This is a genomic window from Nocardia rhizosphaerihabitans, from assembly GCF_014646295.1.
Taxonomy (GTDB): domain Bacteria; phylum Actinomycetota; class Actinomycetes; order Mycobacteriales; family Mycobacteriaceae; genus Nocardia; species Nocardia rhizosphaerihabitans.
In genome coordinates this window covers 162,102-180,152 of sequence record NZ_BMNE01000007.1, presented here as the reverse complement: position 1 = coordinate 180,152, position 18,051 = coordinate 162,102, and the positions used below count along the sequence as shown (strand labels likewise).

At 69.0% G+C, this 18,051-nt stretch carries 11 protein-coding genes and 1 pseudogene; 8 read left to right on the top strand and 4 right to left on the bottom strand.

All coding sequences use genetic code 11. The annotated features are described in order from the left end of the window. Window positions 1-29: 29 nt before the first annotated feature. Both IEY60_RS27815 and IEY60_RS27810 read left to right on the top strand, forming a co-directional pair. A complete protein-coding gene (locus IEY60_RS27815) occupies window positions 30-1,166 on the top strand; it encodes a LuxR C-terminal-related transcriptional regulator (RefSeq protein WP_189033457.1) in 1,137 nt (378 codons plus the stop codon). 118 nt (window positions 1,167-1,284) lie between these two features. Then, window positions 1,285-1,443, top strand: a complete 159-nt coding sequence (locus IEY60_RS27810; RefSeq protein WP_189033456.1) for a hypothetical protein — start codon at window positions 1,285-1,287, stop codon at window positions 1,441-1,443. A 214-nt stretch (window positions 1,444-1,657) separates the two neighbouring features. On the opposite strand, the gene IEY60_RS27805 is transcribed toward IEY60_RS27810, so the two are convergent. Further along, entirely contained in the window at window positions 1,658-2,071 is a 414-nt protein-coding gene (locus IEY60_RS27805; RefSeq protein WP_189033455.1) for an SRPBCC family protein, read from the bottom strand. An 11-nt stretch (window positions 2,072-2,082) separates the two neighbouring features. Next, complete coding sequence (locus tag IEY60_RS27800) at window positions 2,083-2,439, bottom strand: VOC family protein (protein ID WP_189033454.1); 357 nt, start codon at window positions 2,437-2,439, stop codon at window positions 2,083-2,085. A gap of 114 nt (window positions 2,440-2,553) precedes the next feature. Here IEY60_RS27800 and IEY60_RS27795 point away from each other — a divergent pair, with 114 nt between their 5' ends. The 6 genes and pseudogenes from IEY60_RS27795 to IEY60_RS27770 all read left to right on the top strand — a co-directional run bounded on the left by IEY60_RS27795 (window position 2,554) and on the right by IEY60_RS27770 (window position 16,353). Further along, on the top strand, window positions 2,554-3,342 hold the full coding sequence (locus IEY60_RS27795; RefSeq protein WP_189033453.1) for a helix-turn-helix domain-containing protein: 789 nt from the start codon (window positions 2,554-2,556) through the stop codon (window positions 3,340-3,342). 284 nt (window positions 3,343-3,626) lie between these two features. Continuing rightward, on the top strand, window positions 3,627-5,771 hold the full coding sequence (locus IEY60_RS27790) for an MMPL family transporter (protein ID WP_189033452.1): 2,145 nt from the start codon (window positions 3,627-3,629) through the stop codon (window positions 5,769-5,771). A 310-nt stretch (window positions 5,772-6,081) separates the two neighbouring features. Beyond that, entirely contained in the window at window positions 6,082-13,242 is a 7,161-nt protein-coding gene (locus tag IEY60_RS27785) for a non-ribosomal peptide synthetase (RefSeq protein WP_189033451.1), read from the top strand. A 32-nt stretch (window positions 13,243-13,274) separates the two neighbouring features. Continuing rightward, entirely contained in the window at window positions 13,275-15,764 is a 2,490-nt protein-coding gene (locus IEY60_RS27780) for an FAD-dependent monooxygenase (RefSeq protein ID WP_189033450.1), read from the top strand. 41 nt (window positions 15,765-15,805) lie between these two features. Further along, window positions 15,806-15,935 (top strand): annotated as a pseudogene (locus IEY60_RS27775) (metal-sensing transcriptional repressor). Window positions 15,936-15,951: 16 nt separating this feature from the next. After that, the gene (locus IEY60_RS27770; protein ID WP_189033449.1) at window positions 15,952-16,353 is read left to right on the top strand and encodes a DUF302 domain-containing protein; all 402 of its coding nucleotides are present in this window, start codon (window positions 15,952-15,954) and stop codon (window positions 16,351-16,353) included. A 349-nt stretch (window positions 16,354-16,702) separates the two neighbouring features. On the opposite strand, the gene IEY60_RS27765 is transcribed toward IEY60_RS27770, so the two are convergent. Both IEY60_RS27765 and IEY60_RS27760 read right to left on the bottom strand, forming a co-directional pair. Beyond that, complete coding sequence (locus IEY60_RS27765) at window positions 16,703-17,470, bottom strand: Mut7-C RNAse domain-containing protein (protein WP_189033448.1); 768 nt, start codon at window positions 17,468-17,470, stop codon at window positions 16,703-16,705. Window positions 17,471-17,531: 61 nt separating this feature from the next. After that, window positions 17,532-18,014, bottom strand: coding sequence for an SgcJ/EcaC family oxidoreductase (locus tag IEY60_RS27760; RefSeq protein WP_229740181.1), 483 nt, complete (start codon window positions 18,012-18,014; stop codon window positions 17,532-17,534). Between the last annotated feature and the right edge of the window lie 37 nt (window positions 18,015-18,051).

Here is an 18,051-nt window from a genome sequence, read left to right as displayed (position 1 = left end):
CGCCGGTCCGGGACGGCAAGGTTGCGGGCATGGGTGTGACTCCACTCGAAATGCGTCGACTGCTGGCCGGGATCGAGCAGGCCGCGGACGCGCACGCGCTGTTCGCAGAGACCTCGACGCGGTTGCGCCGCACCACGCCGTTCGACGCCGCGGTATGGGTGGCGACCGATCCGATCAATGGTCTTACCACCGCGCCCGTCCGGGTGGAGAACCTCCACGAAGGTGGGTGCGGCACCTATTGGGAATCGGAGCTCTTCTCCGAACATGTGAACCTGTTCCGGGATCTGGCGCGCGCGCCGGTCCCGGTCGCGGGTTTGCGCGCGGTGACCGGCGATGACCCGGGACTGAGCTCGTTGTATCGAAATTTCATGTGCCCGCGCGGTTTCGACGACGAATTGCGCGCCGTGCTCCGTGTCGACGGACAGCCGTGGGGCCAGCTGAGCCTGTTCCGCGAGCGCGGGCGAAAGCCATTCCAGGACAACGATATTGCGCTATTGAGCGGGTTGTCCACGCCGATAGCCCGGCGGCTGCGCAGCTTTGCCCAACCGCTCGCCCCCGCTGCAGCAGGGCGCGCGGAAGCTCCCGGCATGTTGCTGTTCGACCCGCGCGGTGGCCTGGTCTCGATCAACGACGAAGCCCGGCATCTGCTCGCTCAGATGCCGCCAGGCCCTGCCACCACGACCGCGCAAGGCATCGAATTACCGCTGCCCGTATGGATTCTCAGCACCGCGGGCCGGGCCCGGATCACCGGCGAGAACTCCCGGATCCGCATCCGCACCACGACCGGGCGATGGCTGGTGTGCCACGCCTCCTGCCTACGCGACCTCGCCGGGACACCGGGAATGACAGCGCTGGTCATCGAGCCCGCCACACCGTCAGAGGTGGCCTCGCTGGTGGTGGCCGCCTACGAGCTCACCCGCCGCGAGCTCGACGTCACCGAACTGATCGCGCGTGGCCGGTCCACCGGCGACATCGCGGCCACCCTGTTCCTGTCCGCACACACCGTGCGCGACCACGTCAAAGCGATCTTCGACAAAGTCGGCGTCACCAGCCGAGGCGAGCTCATCGCCAAACTGTTCACCGACCACTACGAGCCACTCGCCGCCACACAAACCTTGCGCGTGTTCGACGGCGAAAAGCGCGCTCAGCCGTATTTGCCCGCGTAGCCCTTCTCCCGACCCTGGGTACAGCGACTTTGTCATCATCGGCTGGGCGAGTGCGGACAGTTTCGCCAAGACCCTGGCGGCGGCGGACTGCCCGACCGGGGAGGGGCTGCGCGATTCCATGCGCAACCTGAACAACATCCTGGTCGATCTCCTGCTGGCGGGCGTGACGCTGAAAACGGTCGCGGGCGACGCGTTCCCGATCGAGGCGCTGCAGATCCAGCGTCTGACCGGTCATCGGTGGAGTCTCGTCGGCGACATCATCGACACCACCAAATAGCCGTCCCGGGGTGACCCGGCGCAGCGAGTTCCGCTCGCCGCGCCGGGTCATTGTCGGCCGTGCCCTCCCCACTCCGGAAGATCCCGGCCCAGCGGGCATGCGGTGTCACAGTGACCGGCCGCGCCGTCGGCCTCGAGGCTGTACTCGGCCACCTCGAGTACTGCCGAGCCGGGTCCCTGGATCGGCTCGGCCGCTCGCTGTGTCAATGCGGCCGTCACGTCCGAGGCGTTGCCTGCGCAGCCAGCGTCGCGCGCATGACAGTGGCGCCGTGTTCGACGAACTCGGCGATCGGTGCGGCGAGAGTTTCAGGGAGAACGTCGATGTGCCAGACGAACCGGGTGCCCTCTGCTTCCGGTAGGGCTTGCATCCAGGCGTGGTGATGGGAGGGGTGCAGGCTGCCCCCGACCACGGTGTAGGCGACGCGCCTGCTCACCGGGTCGAGGTCGACGAGCCGTTCGGCGACGATGGTGCCGTCGGCGAAGGTGACTGTGCGGGTGTCGGCGTCGAGCCGGGTCGCGGTGACGAAGCCTGGAACGAGGCGTTCGTGCACAGCACCGAAGTCGCACAGCACATCCCAGACCTGGTCGGGTGTGGCGTCGACGAGAAATTCTTTGTGAACAGATGCCATGATGTCCTCCTTCAGGCCGCGGCGATACAGAACAGATGGCCCTCGGGATCGGCCAAGACCGTCCACTGGCCCGCTCCGGGCTGAAAGTCCGGCTTGGTCGCACCGAGCGCGAGCAGTTGTTCGGTCGCACTCTCCACATCGGCGACGGTGAAGTCGAGGTGGGCGTGCTTACCAGGATCGGGCCAGCCCGGGCCCTTGTAGTCGTCGATCCGCTGGAACGCCAACTGGATCGTGCCTTCACCCAGATAGGCGGAATCGTCGTCGCTGTGGGTGATCTTCCAGCCGGTGAGGTGATGGTAGAACTGCGCCAACGTTTTGGGTGCGGCGCAGTCCAGAATGATCGCGGTGAGTTCCGCGTGGGCGGTCATGTCAGTTTCTCCTCGGTGTGGGGTCTGCCCACTCAGCATTCAGCCCGGACCCGCCGCCAGTCTTGAAGATCCTTGCGGGGTCGTTGTGTCGGAGCCTCGGCGTACGGTCAGCGCATGCTGTGCGCCCTACCCCTTGCCGTCCGGCCGGACTTCACCGTGACCACAGTGACGTGCCACGCCGACCACACCCGCTGGTCGGCGCCGGAGGCTTGCGGTGATCACCGCCTTGTTCTGGTGCGGCGCGGCAGGTTCCGGCGTCGAGCCGACGGGGTCGACGCCGACTTGGATCCCACTCTCGGTTATCTGGGCGCACCCGGGGAGGAAGAACGGTTCGCCCACCCCGCCGGCGGTGACGTCTGCACCTCGGTGAGCGTCGCGCCCGACTTCTGGGAAGGTCCGACGGCCGCACGATCGGTGTATATCGATGCGCGCGTCGACCTGGCACACCGCAGGCTGCTCCATGCCGCTGTCGCCGGCGATATCGACTATGCGCTGACCGAGGAACTGCTCCGACTCGTCGCGGCCACCGCCGCCTGGCCGACCCCGCTTCCCCGCCCTGCCGACCAGGCGCTGGTCGCCGCGGCCAGGGAGGCGATCCTCACCGGTGCACCGGAAGCCGCGGGGTTGCGGTCGCTGGCTGGACTGCTGAGGGTTTCGCCGTACCGGCTGAGCCGGGTGTTCTCACAACACATGGGCGTGTCGCTGACCCAATATCGCAACCGGGTGCGCGTCGGCCACGCCATCGACCGGCTCACCGGCGGCGAAACCGGTCTCGCCGATCTCGCCGCGGACCTCGGCTTCGCAGACCAGCCCCACCTGACTCGGACCATCAGGGAGCACCTCGGCCACACCCCTACCGTGCTGCGCCGACTACTCACCCGGCAAACGGGCAACGGCCTGTAGAGCCGTGGGCTGACCATCGTCGCCGGAGCATGGGGCAGGCGAGCAGGGCTGGCTGAGGCGCACATCCGGGGCCGGCACCTGTCGCCGAAGCCCATTCAAGAGCGAAAAGTTCATCGAATGATGCAGTGACACAGCTCATTCGCGCATCGATACTGGCTCCGACCCGGGTTGCGGGAGGCACCGGCGCCGACCCTGACACGCCCGAGTCGCGGCGGTGGAGATGGTCGTCGCGCCGAGACCGGCGCCGGAGTGCACGTGCGGTGCCCGCGATGAGATGAGGGACAGTGCGAGTACTCGCGCGGCTGACTGTGGGGCGACCGAAAACCGTGGTCGCGGTGGTGGTGTTGCTGCTTCTCCTTGCCGGCGCTGGCGGCGCGTCGGTGCAGCAGCGACTCTCCGGCGGCGGGTTCTGGAACGCGGATGCCGAATCCGCGCGCGCCGCCCGGATCCTGGCCGAGAAGTACACCACCGGGACACCGAATGTCCTGGTGCTGGTGGAGGTTCCCGCCGAGGTGGGCACGGTGGACACGCCGACGGTCGCCACCACCGGTCTGCAACTGACCGCCGAGCTGGCCGCGTTGCCGGGTGTGCGTTCGGTGAGCTCGTACTGGTCCACCGGATCACCCGAGTTCCTCCGCAACGCCGATCGCGGCAAGGCACTGGTCGCCGTCGACATTCCCGGTGACGAGATCGTGGTGGCCACGGTGGTCTCGCGGCTGGTCGACAGCTATCGGGATCGGGACTACGGCGCCCTGCACCTGCGCCTGGGTGGCGCGGCGGTGACCTATCACGATGTCACCGAACAGCTCTCGCATGACTTGAAAGTCGGTGAGGCGGTATCGATCCCGATTCTGCTCGTCCTGTTGGTGCTGGTCTTCGGCAGCCTGGTCGCTGCCGGACTGCCGCTGGTGCTCGGGCTGGTGTCGATCATCGGCACCTTCGGAATCCTGCGCGTGCTCACCGAGTTCACCCAGGTCTCCAGCTACGCGCTGAATCTCACCACGGTGCTCGGTCTCGGCCTCGGTATCGACTACAGCCTGTTCGTCGTCAGCCGGTTCCGCGAGGAACGGGGCGCGGGCCGCGACGTGCCCAGCGCGGTGCGGGCGACCGTGGCGACCGCCGGTCGCACCGTCCTGTTCTCGGCCGCCACGATCGTCATCGCGATGCTGGCGATGCTGGTGTTCCCGATGCCGTTCCTGCGCTCGCTGGCCATGGCCTGTCTCTCGGTGACACTGCTGGCCGCACTCGCCACGGTGACGTTGCTCCCGGCCTTGCTGATGCTGTTCGGTCACCGCATCGATGCGCTCGATCTGCGTCGCGGGCTGCGACGGCTGCGCGGGCGTCCCGAACCGGCCCCCACGCCGCCCGAGCAGGGTTTCTGGTACCGCACCGCACGGCGAGTCACGATGCGTCCCTGGCTCTTCGGGGGCGCCGCGTTGCTGGTGGTGATCCTGCTCGGGCTGCCGTTCACCGGACTGCGGCTCGGCCTGACCGACGATCGGGCCCTGCCCCCGACGGTGGAGAGCAGACAGGTCGGTGACGTCCTGCGCGCCGAATTCCCGGCGACCGCGGCGGCCCGCTTCGATGTGGTGGTCGACGGGCCGATCTCCACTGCCGAGCTGTCCGATCTGACCCAGCGGCTCCAGAACCTGCCGCACGTGCGGCAGGTGCGCGGTCTGCCTGGGCCCGACGGCGCGCATCTGACGGTCATCCCCGACCTCGATCCGTATTCGCAGGAAGCCGCGGTCCTGCTCGACGACATCCGCCGCACGGCCTCGCCCGCGCCGCTGCTGGTCGGTGGCGCCACGGCCGAGAACGCCGACACCGAATCCGGGTTGGCGGGGCGCCTGCCCCTGGTCGTCGCGCTCATCGTGGTCGCGATGCTCGTGCTGTTGTTCGCGTTCACCGGCAGTGTGGTGATCCCGCTGAAGGCGGTGCTGCTCAACACAGTGAGCTTGTCGGCGACCTTCGGCGCGATGGTCTACATCTTCCAGGACGGGCACCTGAAATGGCTGGTCGGTGACTTCACCGAGACGGGCTATCTCGCCGCGCCGGTGCCGGTCCTCGTCTTCTGCCTGGCTTTCGGGTTGTCGATGGACTACGAGGTGTTCCTGCTGTCTCGGATCGCCGAGGAGTACCGGATGCGCGGGGTGACCGCCGACGCGGTCGCCTACGGACTGGAACGGACCGGCCGCATCGTGACCGCCGCTGCCGCCCTGATGGCGATCGTCTGCATCGGGCTGGCGTTCTCTCAGGTCGCCTTCACCAAGCTGATGGGCGTCGGCTTGACGTTGGCGGTGCTGATGGATGCCACCGTGGTACGTGGCGTGTTGGTGCCCGCCTTCATGCGCCTGCTCGGCGCCGCCAACTGGTGGGCGCCGGGATTCCTGCGACGAGTCCATCGTCACATCGCCGTCCGCGAGGACTGATCCAGCTACTGGGTGGCGGTTTGGCTTCCGAGGCAATGTTCCGGCCGCCGCCTCGTCGCGCACGACCACTGATCCGGACAAATCCCCACCGATCCGGCTGATTTTCCCCTCTGAGTGACTTCTGTTACCGCACAACAACATTGGCTATCACGTGGCGTGCGTGACACAGTGGCCGTAGTGCCAGTCGAGCACACGGATCATCTGTGACATCGCCCGATCAGTCGGGCGAATACACCACCGGACGGAACTCCGATCGCAGCAGTGCCGCGCGGTCGAGCACACTTCAGCGCTTCACCTCAGGGGTATATCCATGTCCGTTTCCATGCGCTATCCACTCACCGCCTACCAGCGCGACATCTGGACCGTCGTGGAACACTTTCCCGGTCTGCCCAGCTATCTCTCCAGCGTGGTCGGGCGCTTCTCCCTCGCCGTCGATGACGCCGCGATGATCGCCGCGATCGAGCGGACCTGGGCGCGCAACGACGGGCTGCGGCTGCGCTACCGCGTCGTCGACGGCGTCCCGGCCCAGGAGCTGTCGACCGAGCCGATGCCGCCGGTCCAGGTGATCGACGTCGGCGACGCCCCAGATCCGCATGCCGAGGCGCAGCGCCGGATCGGGCAGCTCGCCGGCTCCGCGGTCGACCTACTCGGCGCGGTGCCGTTCCGGGCGCACATCATCCACGCCGGAGCCGGCTCGTCGTACCTCGTCCTGACCACGCACCATGTCGCCGCCGACGCGACGGGACTGTTCCACATCGGCGCCCAGGTCCTCACCGACTACGCGACGACGGTGTCGGGGAACCCGATCGAGTTGCCGGGATCGTCGTTCCTGCGGTGCCTGGACTTCGAACGGGACTACCGGGCGAGCGATCAGTACGGCATCGACCGTGACGCGGTGGTGTCCCAGCTCGCCGGGGCGACCCCCGCGCTGTTCGACCGACCGCGCGCTACCGAGGGGCTGGCACCGGTCGCCGCCTACGAGTTCACCCTGGATCGGCTGCTGGTCAACCGGATTCGTGCCTCCGGTCTGTCGCTGTACCCGTACTTCTGCGCGATGCTCGGCCTCTACCTCTCGCGCGTGCTGCGCGCCGAGGACGTCGTGATCGGCATCCCCTTCGGCAACCGCAACAATCCCACCGAACAGGCCACCATCGGCCACTTCGCCAACACCCTCCCGCTGCCGATCCACACCGGCGGCCGCGTCACGGTGCGCGAGCTGGTCGCGGCGGTGAAAGCCGATGTGCGCCGGATGAAGCGGCACGAGCGCTACCCGCTCGGCGACCTCATGGGCGAGCTGCGCCGCCTCGGCAATCCGGCGAAACAGCTGTTCGACGTGACCGTCGCCTATCCCCGCCTGCCCTCGGCCGCCGGCCTGATCGAGGGACTGGAGGAGGTACAACAGCCCTCGCAGGGCTACAGCCCGCTGGCCATGGCCTGGACGATCTCCGAGATCGACGACGACGGTCCACTGCTGATCCGCCTCGATCACGCCACCGACATCTTCGACACCGACTACCCGATCGAATCCGTCGCCGACCACCTGGTCGCCTTGTTGCGCGCAGGCATCGACGCCGTCGACAGCGATCCCGCGCAGCTGCCGATGCTGTCGGCGACCGAGCACGACCTGCTCGTCGACCGCGATCGCGTGACATCGCGGCCCTATGCGCACCAGAGCACCGTCATCGCCGAAATCCTGGCCAGGGCCGAGCGCACGCCGGACGCGGTCGCGGTGCACACCGCCACCGGGGACACGATCACCTACCGCGACCTCGTCGACCGCACCGCCGCCCTGTCCGGGTTGCTCCGCGGATCCGGGGTCGGGGCGGGCGACCTGGTCGCGGTGCTGCTCGAGCGTGGGCCGGACATGCTCGTGGCGATCCTGGCCGCCCTGCACGCCGGCGCGGCCTATGTCCCGATCGATCCCGGCTATCCGGCCGATCGGGTCGCCTACCTCCTGGCCGACAGCGCCGCCAAGGTGGTGCTGACCGCCGCCGAGGTGTCCGGCGACGCGATCGTGCTGTCGCCGGAGAGCTGGTCGACGGGCACCCCGGCGCGGACTCCGGTACCCGTCGGCTCCGACCCCGCCTACGTGATCTACACTTCTGGCTCCACCGGAAGACCCAAAGGGGTTGTCGTAGAGCATCATTCGGTGATCAACCGGATCGGCTGGATGCAGCGGCGGTACCCGCTGCGTCCCGCCGATGTGATCCTGCAGAAGACGCCGTCCTCGTTCGACGTGTCGGTGTGGGAGCTGTTCTGGTGGGCCGTCGAGGGTGCTCGGGTGGCGCTGCTGCGGCCGGGTGGCGAGAAGGATCCGCGCGAGCTGCTCGCCGCTGTCGCCGACTTCGGCGTCACCGTTATGCATTTCGTCCCGTCGATGCTGACGCCCTTCCTCGACCTGCTGGAGTCCGACCCGACCGCGGTGACCGAGGCCGCGGGTCTGCGCACGGTGTTCTGCAGCGGTGAAGCGCTGCTCCCGCATCAGGTCAACCGGTGGAACCGGGCTTTCGCCGGCCTCGGGGCCGACGCGCCCCGGCTGGTCAACCTGTACGGCCCGACCGAAGCCACCGTGGACGTGTCCTTCCACGACTGCCCGACGGACCCGGCCGAGACAGTGACCCGGGTGCCCATCGGCCGGCCGATCGACAACACGCGCCTCTACGTGCTCGGACCGTCGGACCAACCGCAACCGGTCGGCGTCGCGGGCGAATTGTGCATCGCCGGGGTCGGACTGGCGCGCGGCTACCGCGATCGCCCGGAACTGACGACGGAGAAGTTCGTCGCCGACCCCTTCCATCCGGGCGAGCGGATGTACCGCACCGGCGATCTTGCCCGCCGCCTCGCCGACGGTGAACTGGAGTACCTGGGCCGGATCGACCGGCAGGTGAAGATTCGCGGCAACCGGGTCGAGTTGGGCGAGGTCGAGAACGCGCTGGCCGCGCTGCCCGGCATCACCGCCGCGGCGGTCATCGACAAGCAGGCGCCGGACCGCGGCGCGTATCTGGCCGCCTACTGCGTAACCGAATCCGCTCCGGATCCCGGCGCGCTGCGCAAGGCGTTGGCGACGATGCTGCCGGAGTACATGATGCCGTCGCAGTTCGTCCGGGTCCACGCGATCCCGCTGACGCCGAGCGGAAAGACCGACCGTGCCGCCCTGGCCGCGATCACCACGGAAGACCGTGCCGTCGGGCACACGGCGCCCCGAACGCCCGTCGAAGAACAGCTGGCACTGATCTGGCGCGAGGTCCTCGACCGCGAGTCGGTGTCGGTGTTCGACAACTTCTACGACCTCGGCGGTGACTCGATCCTGCTGCTGCGCGTCCGGGCCAGGGCCGAGGCGAGGGGACTGGTGATCAGCGCTCGCGACATCGCCGAATGCCCCACCATCGCCGAACTGGCCGAACGGGCAGGCACCGGCGCCGTCGCCGCCGTCGCGCTCGCGCCGTTCGAACTGGTGGCCGGGATCGACCGCGCGAGTCTGCGGCATGTGGTGGACGCGTACCCGTTGACCAGGCTGCAGCTCGGCATGCTGTTCCACAGCCGCGAGCGCGCCGAATCATCGCTCTATCACGATGTTTTCCGGTACTCGCTGCGGATGCCGTGGGACGAGGACGCCCTGCGGGCCGCGCTGGCGCGCTCGATCGCCCGGCACCCCATGCTGCGCACCTCCTTCGAACTGGCCGGCTACTCCGAGCCGCTGCAACTCGTGCACGCCCACCTCGCACCGCCGTTGACGATCGTCGACCTGCGCACGACCGGCACCGACGAGGCCGAGGCGCTGGTTCGCGAGCATGTCGAGCAACGACGACGGCGCGGATACGTCTTCGAACAGCCCGGTCTGTTCGATCTCGCGGTGTTCCGGCTCGCCGACCGGATCGAGCTGGTGCTGTCGTTCCACCACGCCATCCTCGACGGCTGGAGTGTCGCGACGCTGATCTCCGAACTGCTGGCGGACTATCGGGGCGTCGCCACCTTCCCCGCGGAGCTCCCGTCGTTCGCGGAATACGTTCGTGCCGAGCGTGACTCGCTGACCGATCCCGCCGATCGGGACCACTGGGCCAGGGAGCTCGACGGCGCCGAAACGATCCGGATCCCCGGACTGCGACCCCATCTTCCCCTCGATGCGGCACCTGTCGCCGGGCCGTCGGATGCGCGGGTATCGGTGTCGGTCCCGGTCGGCGCCGAGCTCCTGTCCCGCGCCGACGAGGTCGCCGCCGCCGCGCACATCCCGGTGAAGGCCGTCCTGCTGGCCGCGCACCTGTGCACCGTCGGCCTGCTGTCGGGACGTACGGATGTCACCACCGGCGTCGTCACCCACGGACGGCCCGAGCGCATCGATGCCGAGCGGATGGCCGGACTGTTCCTGAACACGATGCCGCTGCGGCTGGACTTCGCCGGTCGCAGCCGGCGCGAGGTGCTGACGGGTGTCTTCGAGCGGGAACGCAACAGCGCACCGCACAAGCGGTTTCCGCTCACCGACGTGCAGCGCGAGTTCGGCGTCGTCCTCGACACCGCGTTCAACTACGTGCACTTCCACGCGGCGGGCGCGGCCATGGACGCGCTCGATGTCACCCTGCTCGGGATCGATATTCGCGAGGACACCAACTTCGCCCTGCTGATCAACGCCATCCGCAACCCGCTCGACGGGACGCTGGGGCTGCGCATCGACGGTGACCCCGCCGCGTACACCCGCGACCAGCTGGCAGCCATCGGCGCGACCTACCTGCGAGTCCTCGACCTCCTCACCGGCGACCCCACGGCAACGGCGGACTTCGGCTCCCTGGGTAGGGTGCCGGAGACCCTGCCCGCCGCGACGTCGCCGGGCACGGTGATCGACCTGTTCGACGCCCGCGCTGCCCGCACCCCGGACGCCGTGGCGATCGAATTCGGCTCCCGGACACTGACTTACGCGGAACTGCGCGCCCTGGCCGACCGCATCGCGGCGACCCTGGCTGCGCGTGGCGCACGCCAGGGCGACCGCATCGCGCTGGCGGTGGACCGGTCGCCCGAGCAGATCGCGACGGTGCTCGGAATCGCCAAGGCCGGCGCCGCCTGCGTGCCGCTCGACGTGACCTATCCGCTCCCACGGCTGCACGCGATGCTCGCGCAGGCACGGCCGTTCGCGGTGATCACCGGCACGGACCACGAAGCCCTGGTGCCACCGGAGCATGCGCGTCTGTCCCTCGACGAACTCGTCGCTCCCGGCGCGCCGGTTCCGCTGCCCGCCGGCGATCCCGATGCCACCGCCTACGTGTTGTTCACCTCGGGCTCCACCGGGACACCGAAGGGCGTGGCCATGCCCCATCGCGCACTGGCCAATCTGATCCGCTGGCAACTCTCGACGGCGAGCGGCTCGCTTCCCGGCCGGGACACCGCGCCGGTCACCACACAGTTCGCACCGCTGTCGTTCGACGTGTCGTTCCAGGAGATCTACTCGACGCTGTGCGGTGGCGGCCGCCTCGTCCTGCTCGACGAGGAGCAGCGCCGCGACCTGCCCGCGCTGGCCCGGGTGCTCGCGAGCACGGGCACGGAACGGATCTTCCTGCCGTACGTGGCCTTGCAGCAGCTGGCCGAGGCCGCGGTCCGGCTCGGGACCGCACCGGCCGGGCTGCGGGTGATCATCTCCTCCGGCGAGCAGTTGCGCGTCACCGAGGAGATCAGGGCGCTGTGCGCGGCCGGAACCGATGTCGTGCTGGAGAACCAGTACGGCCCCACCGAAACCCACGTCGCCACCCGCTACACCATGACCGGCGACCCGGCGCTGTTCCCGGCGCTGCCACCGATCGGCACCGCCATCGATGGCGTGGAGATCCTCGTCCTCGACGACCGGCTGCGCCCGGTTCCCGACGGCGCGCCCGGCGAGATCTACCTCGGTGGCGCCGCACTCGCGCACGGCTACGAGCACCGGCCCGACCTCACCGAGGCGGCTTTCGTCCCGCACCCGTTCGCACCGGGGCGGCGGCTGTACCGGACCGGCGACATCGGTCGCGGGCTGCCCGGCGGCGAGGTGGTCAGCGACGGCCGCCGCGGTGGCCAGGTCAAGATCCGCGGCCACCGGGTGGAACCGATGGAGGTCGAGCTCGCGCTGCACCGCGTCACCGCGGACCTGCCCGGCGTCAGCGAGGTCGCGGTGGTGGCGCACACCGCCGCAGGGGGTTCCAGCGCGCAGACGCTGCTGGTGGCGTTCCTGGTCGGCTCCCGCGCCGAGGTCGACGAGCCGGGGATCGTCGCGGCGCTGCGGGAATGGTTGCCGGACTACATGATTCCCAGCCGCCTGGTCTGGCTCGACGAGCTGCCGCTGACACCGAGCGGCAAACGGGCCGACGCGGTCCTGGCCGGGATGGCACTGCCCGCCGCCACCTCGGCGAACCGGGTCCGCCCGCGCACGCCCGCCGAATCCGGACTGGCGGCTCTGATGGCCGAAGCGCTCGGCCTGCCCGAGGTCGGTGTGCACGACGACTTCTTCGCCCTCGGCGGTACCTCGCTGACCGCGATGCGGCTGATCGTGTCCATCGAACAGCGCTACGGGGTGTCACTGCCGGTCTCGACCCTGGCCACCGGTCCCACGGTCGCCGCGCTGGCCGGACAGCTCGACGAACGGGCCGAGACGGGGTTCGATCCACTGGTGCCGTTGCGTCCTGGTTCCGGAACCCCGCTGTTCCTGGTGCACCCGATCGGCGGAAATGTGCTCTGCTATGTCGAATTGAGCAAGCATCTGCCCGACGGCCAACCGCTCTACGGCTTGCAGGCGGCCGGTCTGGAGACCGGCAGCACCCCGGCCGAGTCCATCGCCGAGATGGCGGGCAACTACATCGCCGCGATCCGCCGCGTCCAGCCGACCGGGCCCTACCACCTGGGCGGCTGGTCGCTGGGCGGCATGGTCGCCTTCGAGATGGCCCGCCAGCTGGCCGAGGCCGGTCACGAGATCGGCACCCTGGTCCTGATCGACACCATGACGGTGCGCCACGGCGACGGCATGCCGGTGCCGGAGCACGCGCTCTACGAGTTCTTCCTCTGGGAGCTGCTGTGGCTGGCGCGCGGCGCCGACACCGCGGTGATCGAGATCCCGGTCGAATTCACCACCGAGGAGGAGGTCTTCGACTTCATCCTCGCCACCGCGGTCGACGCGGGCGTGCTGCCGCCCACCGGATCCCGTGCACTGGTCCGGCGGTTGTTCGAAGTGTTCGTGGCCGGGTGGCGGGCGATCGACGCCTACCGGCCGCAGGCCTACGACGGTGACATCACCCTGCTGCGGGCCGCGGAGCCGTTGCCGCAGGTGCTCCGCCCCGCCCATGATCGGGCGGGCACCCTGCATCGAGATCCCACCAACGGCTGGGACGCCTACGCGGCAGGGCATCTCGAGGTGATCGAGGTACCAGGTGACCACCTGACCTTGATCCAGTCCCCGCAGGTCGCCGCAGTGGCGGCCCGCCTCGCCCGACTGCTCGGCCAGGCGGCGGCGACCGCATGACGACGAATCCCACTACCCAGCAAGGATATCCAGTGATTTCTCCCGCCAAGTCGGCACTAGTGGTCGGCGCCGGAATCGGCGGGCTCACCGCCGCCGCGGCCCTGCGCCGGGCCGGAATCGATGTCGTGCTGTGCGAGCGCGGTCCCGAACTGCGCGCGGCCGGCTTCGGGTTGTCGGTGCAGTCGAACGCGATGAACGCGCTGCGCACCCTGGATCTGGGCATCGACGAGGAGCTGCTCCGGGTCGGCGGACAGGCCCGATCGTTCACCTTCCGCCGACCCGACGGCTCGGACCTGCGGCGCGTCGACGTGGCGGCCATCGATGCCGAACTGGGCGCGCCCGCGGTCGCGGTCAGCCGCAAGAGTTTGCACGATGTGTTGCTGGCGGCGTGCGGTGAGGACCTGCGGGTCGAGCTGGGTGCCGACGCGGTCGGCTTCACCGAGACCGCCGACGCGGTGCAGGTCGAATTCGCCGACGGCCGTTCGCTTTCCGCCGATGTGCTCGTCGGCGCGGACGGCATCAACTCCGCGATCCGTGCTCAGCTGCACGGATCGCAGCCTCCTCGACCGGGCAAGTTCGTGTGCTGGCTGGCACTGGTGCCGTTCGCCCATCCGGCGATCGAACCGGGTGCTTCGATCCACTACTGGGGCCGGGGCATGCGCTTCGGCATCCACGACATCGGGCACGGCAATGTCTACTGGTGGGCCACCATGACCACGACCGCCGAGCAGGCCGCCGACTGGCGGCACGGCAAAGACGACCTGCTGCGCAGATTCGCGAGCTGGGCACCGGAGATCACCGACATCATCACCGCCACCCCGGAATCGGACATTCTCGCGCTGCCCGCGCAGGACCGGCCACCGCTGACCGCCTGGGGTCGCGGCCGGGTGACCCTGCTCGGCGATGCCGCCCACCCGATGCTCCCCAGCCTGGGCCAGGGCGCGAACTCGGCGATCGAGGACGCGGTGGTGCTCGCGCACGCGCTGGCCACCCACGACGCCGCCGAGACCGCGCTGCGGGTCTACGAGCAGCGCCGGATTCCGCGCACCACCATGCTCGTCGACGGTTCCCGCAAGCTCGGCCGGCTCGAGCAGACCCGCAATCGCGCGGTGATCGCGATTCGCGACAGCTTCATCGCCAAGGGCAACGAGGCCAAGCTGCAGGCGAGTCTGGCCGAGCCGATGACCTGGCCGGGCCTGGGCGATCCCACCCCGGTGGCCGCGCTGCCGCGGCCGTTGTCCACGCTGGAACGCTGGCACTGGACCGTGGACCAGGTGGCGCCGCTGCACATCGTGTCGCGAGTGCGCGTCACCGGCGATCTCGACGCGGACGCGGTGCGCGCCGGTCTGGCCGCGCTGGTCCGGCGGCACCCGATGCTGCACGCCGTGGTGCGCAGCGACGAAGGCCGCGATCCACGCTTTGTTCCGGTCGCGATGCGGCCGATTCCGTTGCGTGAGGTCACCTCCGGCGATTGGGTCGCCGAGGCCGACACCGAGTTGCGGACCCGATTCGACGCGGAGGCGCCGCTGCTGCGGGCCACCCTGATCACCGCCGGCCCGGGCGTCCACGATCTCGTGCTGACCTCCACCTACACCATCGCCGACGCGGTGACCGTGCTGTCGTTCGCCCGGCAGGTGCTCGAGCTCGCCGCCGGTGCGGGTGACTGGGTCGCCGAGGTGCCTGCACCGCCCGCACCGGAAGCTTTGTTCCCCAAGCCTTTCCACGGCTGGCGCGGCAAGCGCAAGGCCATCGCCCGCCTCGCGGCCGACGGGGTGCGTGATCTCCGGGTCAAGCCGGTACGGCTCGGCGCCGGTGCCGATGTGGCGCCGACGCAGCGTTTCACCAAGCTGACGCGGCGAGTGGTGGACGGGGCCGAGTACCAGGCGCTCCTGGCCGCCTGCGACGAGCGTGCGGTGCCCGTGGCGAGTCTGGTCGCCGCCGCGCTGGCGCGGGCCGCCGGTAGCGATGCCGGTGCGCCGGAAGCCCATTTCCCGGTCGGCGTCTCGGTACTGTTCCGCGAGCAGCTCGACCGGTCGCTGACCCCCGCCCACACCGGCGCCTACCAGGCGATGATCGCCCTGCCGACGCCGGCAGGCCAACCACTGTGGCCGACGGCCATCGCGTTCGCCGCCGACTTCGCGCGCCGTATCGAACAGCGCCAGCACCTGGCCAATCTGGGCGGAATCGGCTTCATGCTGCCCACGACACCGGCACACCCGGACAAGGTGGTCGGGCTACTGGACGCCCGCGGTCCGGGCAACCTGTGCCTGACCTCGCTCGACACCCGCGATTTCCCCGCCCGCATCGGTGACTGGGAGATCTCGGGCGCCGAATTCGTCTCCGGCATGTCGATCAGCGGTCTCATGATGCTGACCGTGGGCCTCGGCACCGGCGAGTTGTCGTTGAATCTCGGCTACATCGATGGCCTGTTCTCGCCCGAACGCGCCGACGCGCTGATCGACACCGTCGTCGAGGTCCTGCGCAGTGCGGTCCCCGCGACGGAGATCGCCTCGGCGCGCTGAGTCGGGTCTGCGCCGGGGTGCGTGGTCTGCGCAGGGGGATAATGATCGAGGCGGGTCGCGATGGCAAGAACGTCGTCACCCAACTGGCTGCGGTCTCCCGCGCTGGATCGGGCGGGATTCACGATCGTCGCCAGCGGCCTGCGCGAATGCATGATGAGGGAGATGGCCTGATCGAAAGGAATCTGTCATGGACCTGGCTCTGTCGACGACCCTGCACACCACCTTCGACGACGCGATCGAACGCACCACAACGGCCCTGGCCGCCCAGGGATTCGGCATTCTCACCGAAATCGATATGCGCGCGACCTTGAAAGCCAAATTGGATGAGGAGATGGAGGATTACCGCATTCTCGGTGCCTGTAATCCGTCCCTGGCCCACCGCGCTGTCGAGATCGATCGGCAAATCGGCATATTGCTGCCCTGCAACGTGGTCGTGCGCCGCGACCGCACGGCGACAGACTCCATCATCGTCGAGGCCATGAACCCTGAGCTGATGGCCAGCGTCACCGGCGAACCCGCGCTCGACCCCGTCGTCGCCGACGCGACCACCCGACTGCGCGCGGCGATCAGCGCGCTCACCGAGGATTGAACGCACCGTAAACCGACGGACACGGCGGCTCAGGGAGTCGACCGCGGCTTGCGGGATGCGTTCGCTGTTCGACTGCTTGCGGTCGGTGCCGCTACGACGCCGACCTCCGTCGGTGATGCCATGGATGCGTCCCCGGCCGGGCTCTACGGCAATGCGGGGCAGGGCAACTATTCCGCGGGCAAGGCCGGAATCCTCGGTCTCGCCAAGGCCGTCGCCAAAGAATGGGGCCGCTGTGCTTGCCGGAGTCGGATTACGTCACCGGTGAAGTGCTCGCGTGCGGTGGCGGTCTGGTCGGCTGATACGCACATTCCTTCCATCGATGGCTTGTCGGCTGCGGGCGGTGACGCCTCTAGTCGACGACCTTTCGGACTCTCGTCGCTGCGCGGATTCGGGTGACGGTGTTGTCGAGACGGCGATGATGTGAGCCCGCCCAGTAGATGCGCCCGCACTCCGAGCACCGGCGAAAGGTGTCGTAGTAGCGGCGGGTGAGCGGTTCGAGGTGCTCGATGATGTCGTCCTTCGCCACGTCGGTGACGATGCCGCCGCAGCGTAGGCAGCGGGTGAAGGGGGCGAGGCGATCGGTGAGGTCGAGCCTGCGGATCAGCTCGATGATCTGCTCGAAGGGCCGGTCCGCGTGCACGAAGACGCCGTGGGTGACGGTGCGCCGGGCGAGGAGTCCGCGGTCGCGGGTGAGCAGGATGCGATGTTCGGCGGCGGCTGTCTCGGCCAGTGCGGCGTCGGTGGCGGCCCAGTCGCAGCGGGTGTCGAGTCCCATCAGGCGCATCAGCCGGGCCAGGCCGCCGAGATTGACGTCGACGATGAACCTCGGATCGCGCAGCGGGCGCGCCCGCACCCTCGTCAGCGGCCCGACATCCAGAGTTTCGAACATCGGGTACGCGGCGATCCGATCACCCGGTTGCGGGTGGTGGCCGAAGTCGACGGACGCACCGTTGACCAGTATCAGATCGACCTCGGTGTGAGGGATACCCGCGGCCTCGACGATGTCTTTGACGGTCTGATGCGGCCGGACCGGTCGCTGCTGCGCCGCGTACCGAGCGGCCGGGCGCAGGAAGTCGTTCAGCTCGGCGTAGGCGCGTAGTTCCACGCTGGTGGCCATACCGCCATTGTCGTCGCCGGGCCTGGTCCGGCCGCTCCTACGCCGACACAGTCCAGTGCTCTCACCGCTGGGCTGCCGGGATCAGGCCGGGAGCGGTTCTGAACGAGATCGCCTCCATCACCGGCTTGCGCTTCGTGTTCTGAAACGCCGCGACGCGCCACTGCCCGGAGGGCTCGCGGACCAGCGTGTAGGTCTGAATCTTGGTCAGCTTCTCGGGGCGGTCTCCCTTGTACGTGTCGCCGCGCCCGGTGACCACGGCCGTGTCAGGCCCCAGGAATCGGATGTCGAGGATTTCGTCGGCCAGCTGGGTGCCCGCGAGGTACTTGGCGAACAGCGTGCGGTGGCTTTCGATGATGTCGCTCCGCCCGCGGTAGTAGGTACCGACGAAAGTGATGTACGTGGCGTCCTGGGTGAATGCCGCCCCGTAGGCGTCGGCATCGTGACGGCGCCAGGCATCTACCAATCCGGCGATCACCTCGGTGACGGCCTGCTGATCATCCTGGGTAGTGGGAGCCATGATTTCCTCCGTGTGGGTAATCTGCACATTATCTGCGCGCAGTCAGTATCTGCACGTGTGCAAC

What these genes read in the sequence shown, in the direction of transcription:
- IEY60_RS27815 (WP_189033457.1), top strand. Translation starts at nt 30, where the DNA reads ATGGGTGTGACTCCACTCGAAATGCGTCGACTGCTGGCCGGGATCGAG.
- IEY60_RS27810 (WP_189033456.1), top strand. Translation starts at nt 1,285, where the DNA reads ATGCGCAACCTGAACAACATCCTGGTCGATCTCCTGCTGGCGGGCGTG.
- IEY60_RS27805 (WP_189033455.1), bottom strand. Translation starts at nt 2,071, where the DNA reads ATGGCATCTGTTCACAAAGAATTTCTCGTCGACGCCACACCCGACCAG.
- IEY60_RS27800 (WP_189033454.1), bottom strand. Translation starts at nt 2,439, where the DNA reads ATGACCGCCCACGCGGAACTCACCGCGATCATTCTGGACTGCGCCGCA.
- IEY60_RS27795 (WP_189033453.1), top strand. Translation starts at nt 2,554, where the DNA reads ATGCTGTGCGCCCTACCCCTTGCCGTCCGGCCGGACTTCACCGTGACC.
- IEY60_RS27785 (WP_189033451.1), top strand. Translation starts at nt 6,082, where the DNA reads ATGTCCGTTTCCATGCGCTATCCACTCACCGCCTACCAGCGCGACATC.
- IEY60_RS27770 (WP_189033449.1), top strand. Translation starts at nt 15,952, where the DNA reads ATGGACCTGGCTCTGTCGACGACCCTGCACACCACCTTCGACGACGCG.
- IEY60_RS27765 (WP_189033448.1), bottom strand. Translation starts at nt 17,470, where the DNA reads ATGGCCACCAGCGTGGAACTACGCGCCTACGCCGAGCTGAACGACTTC.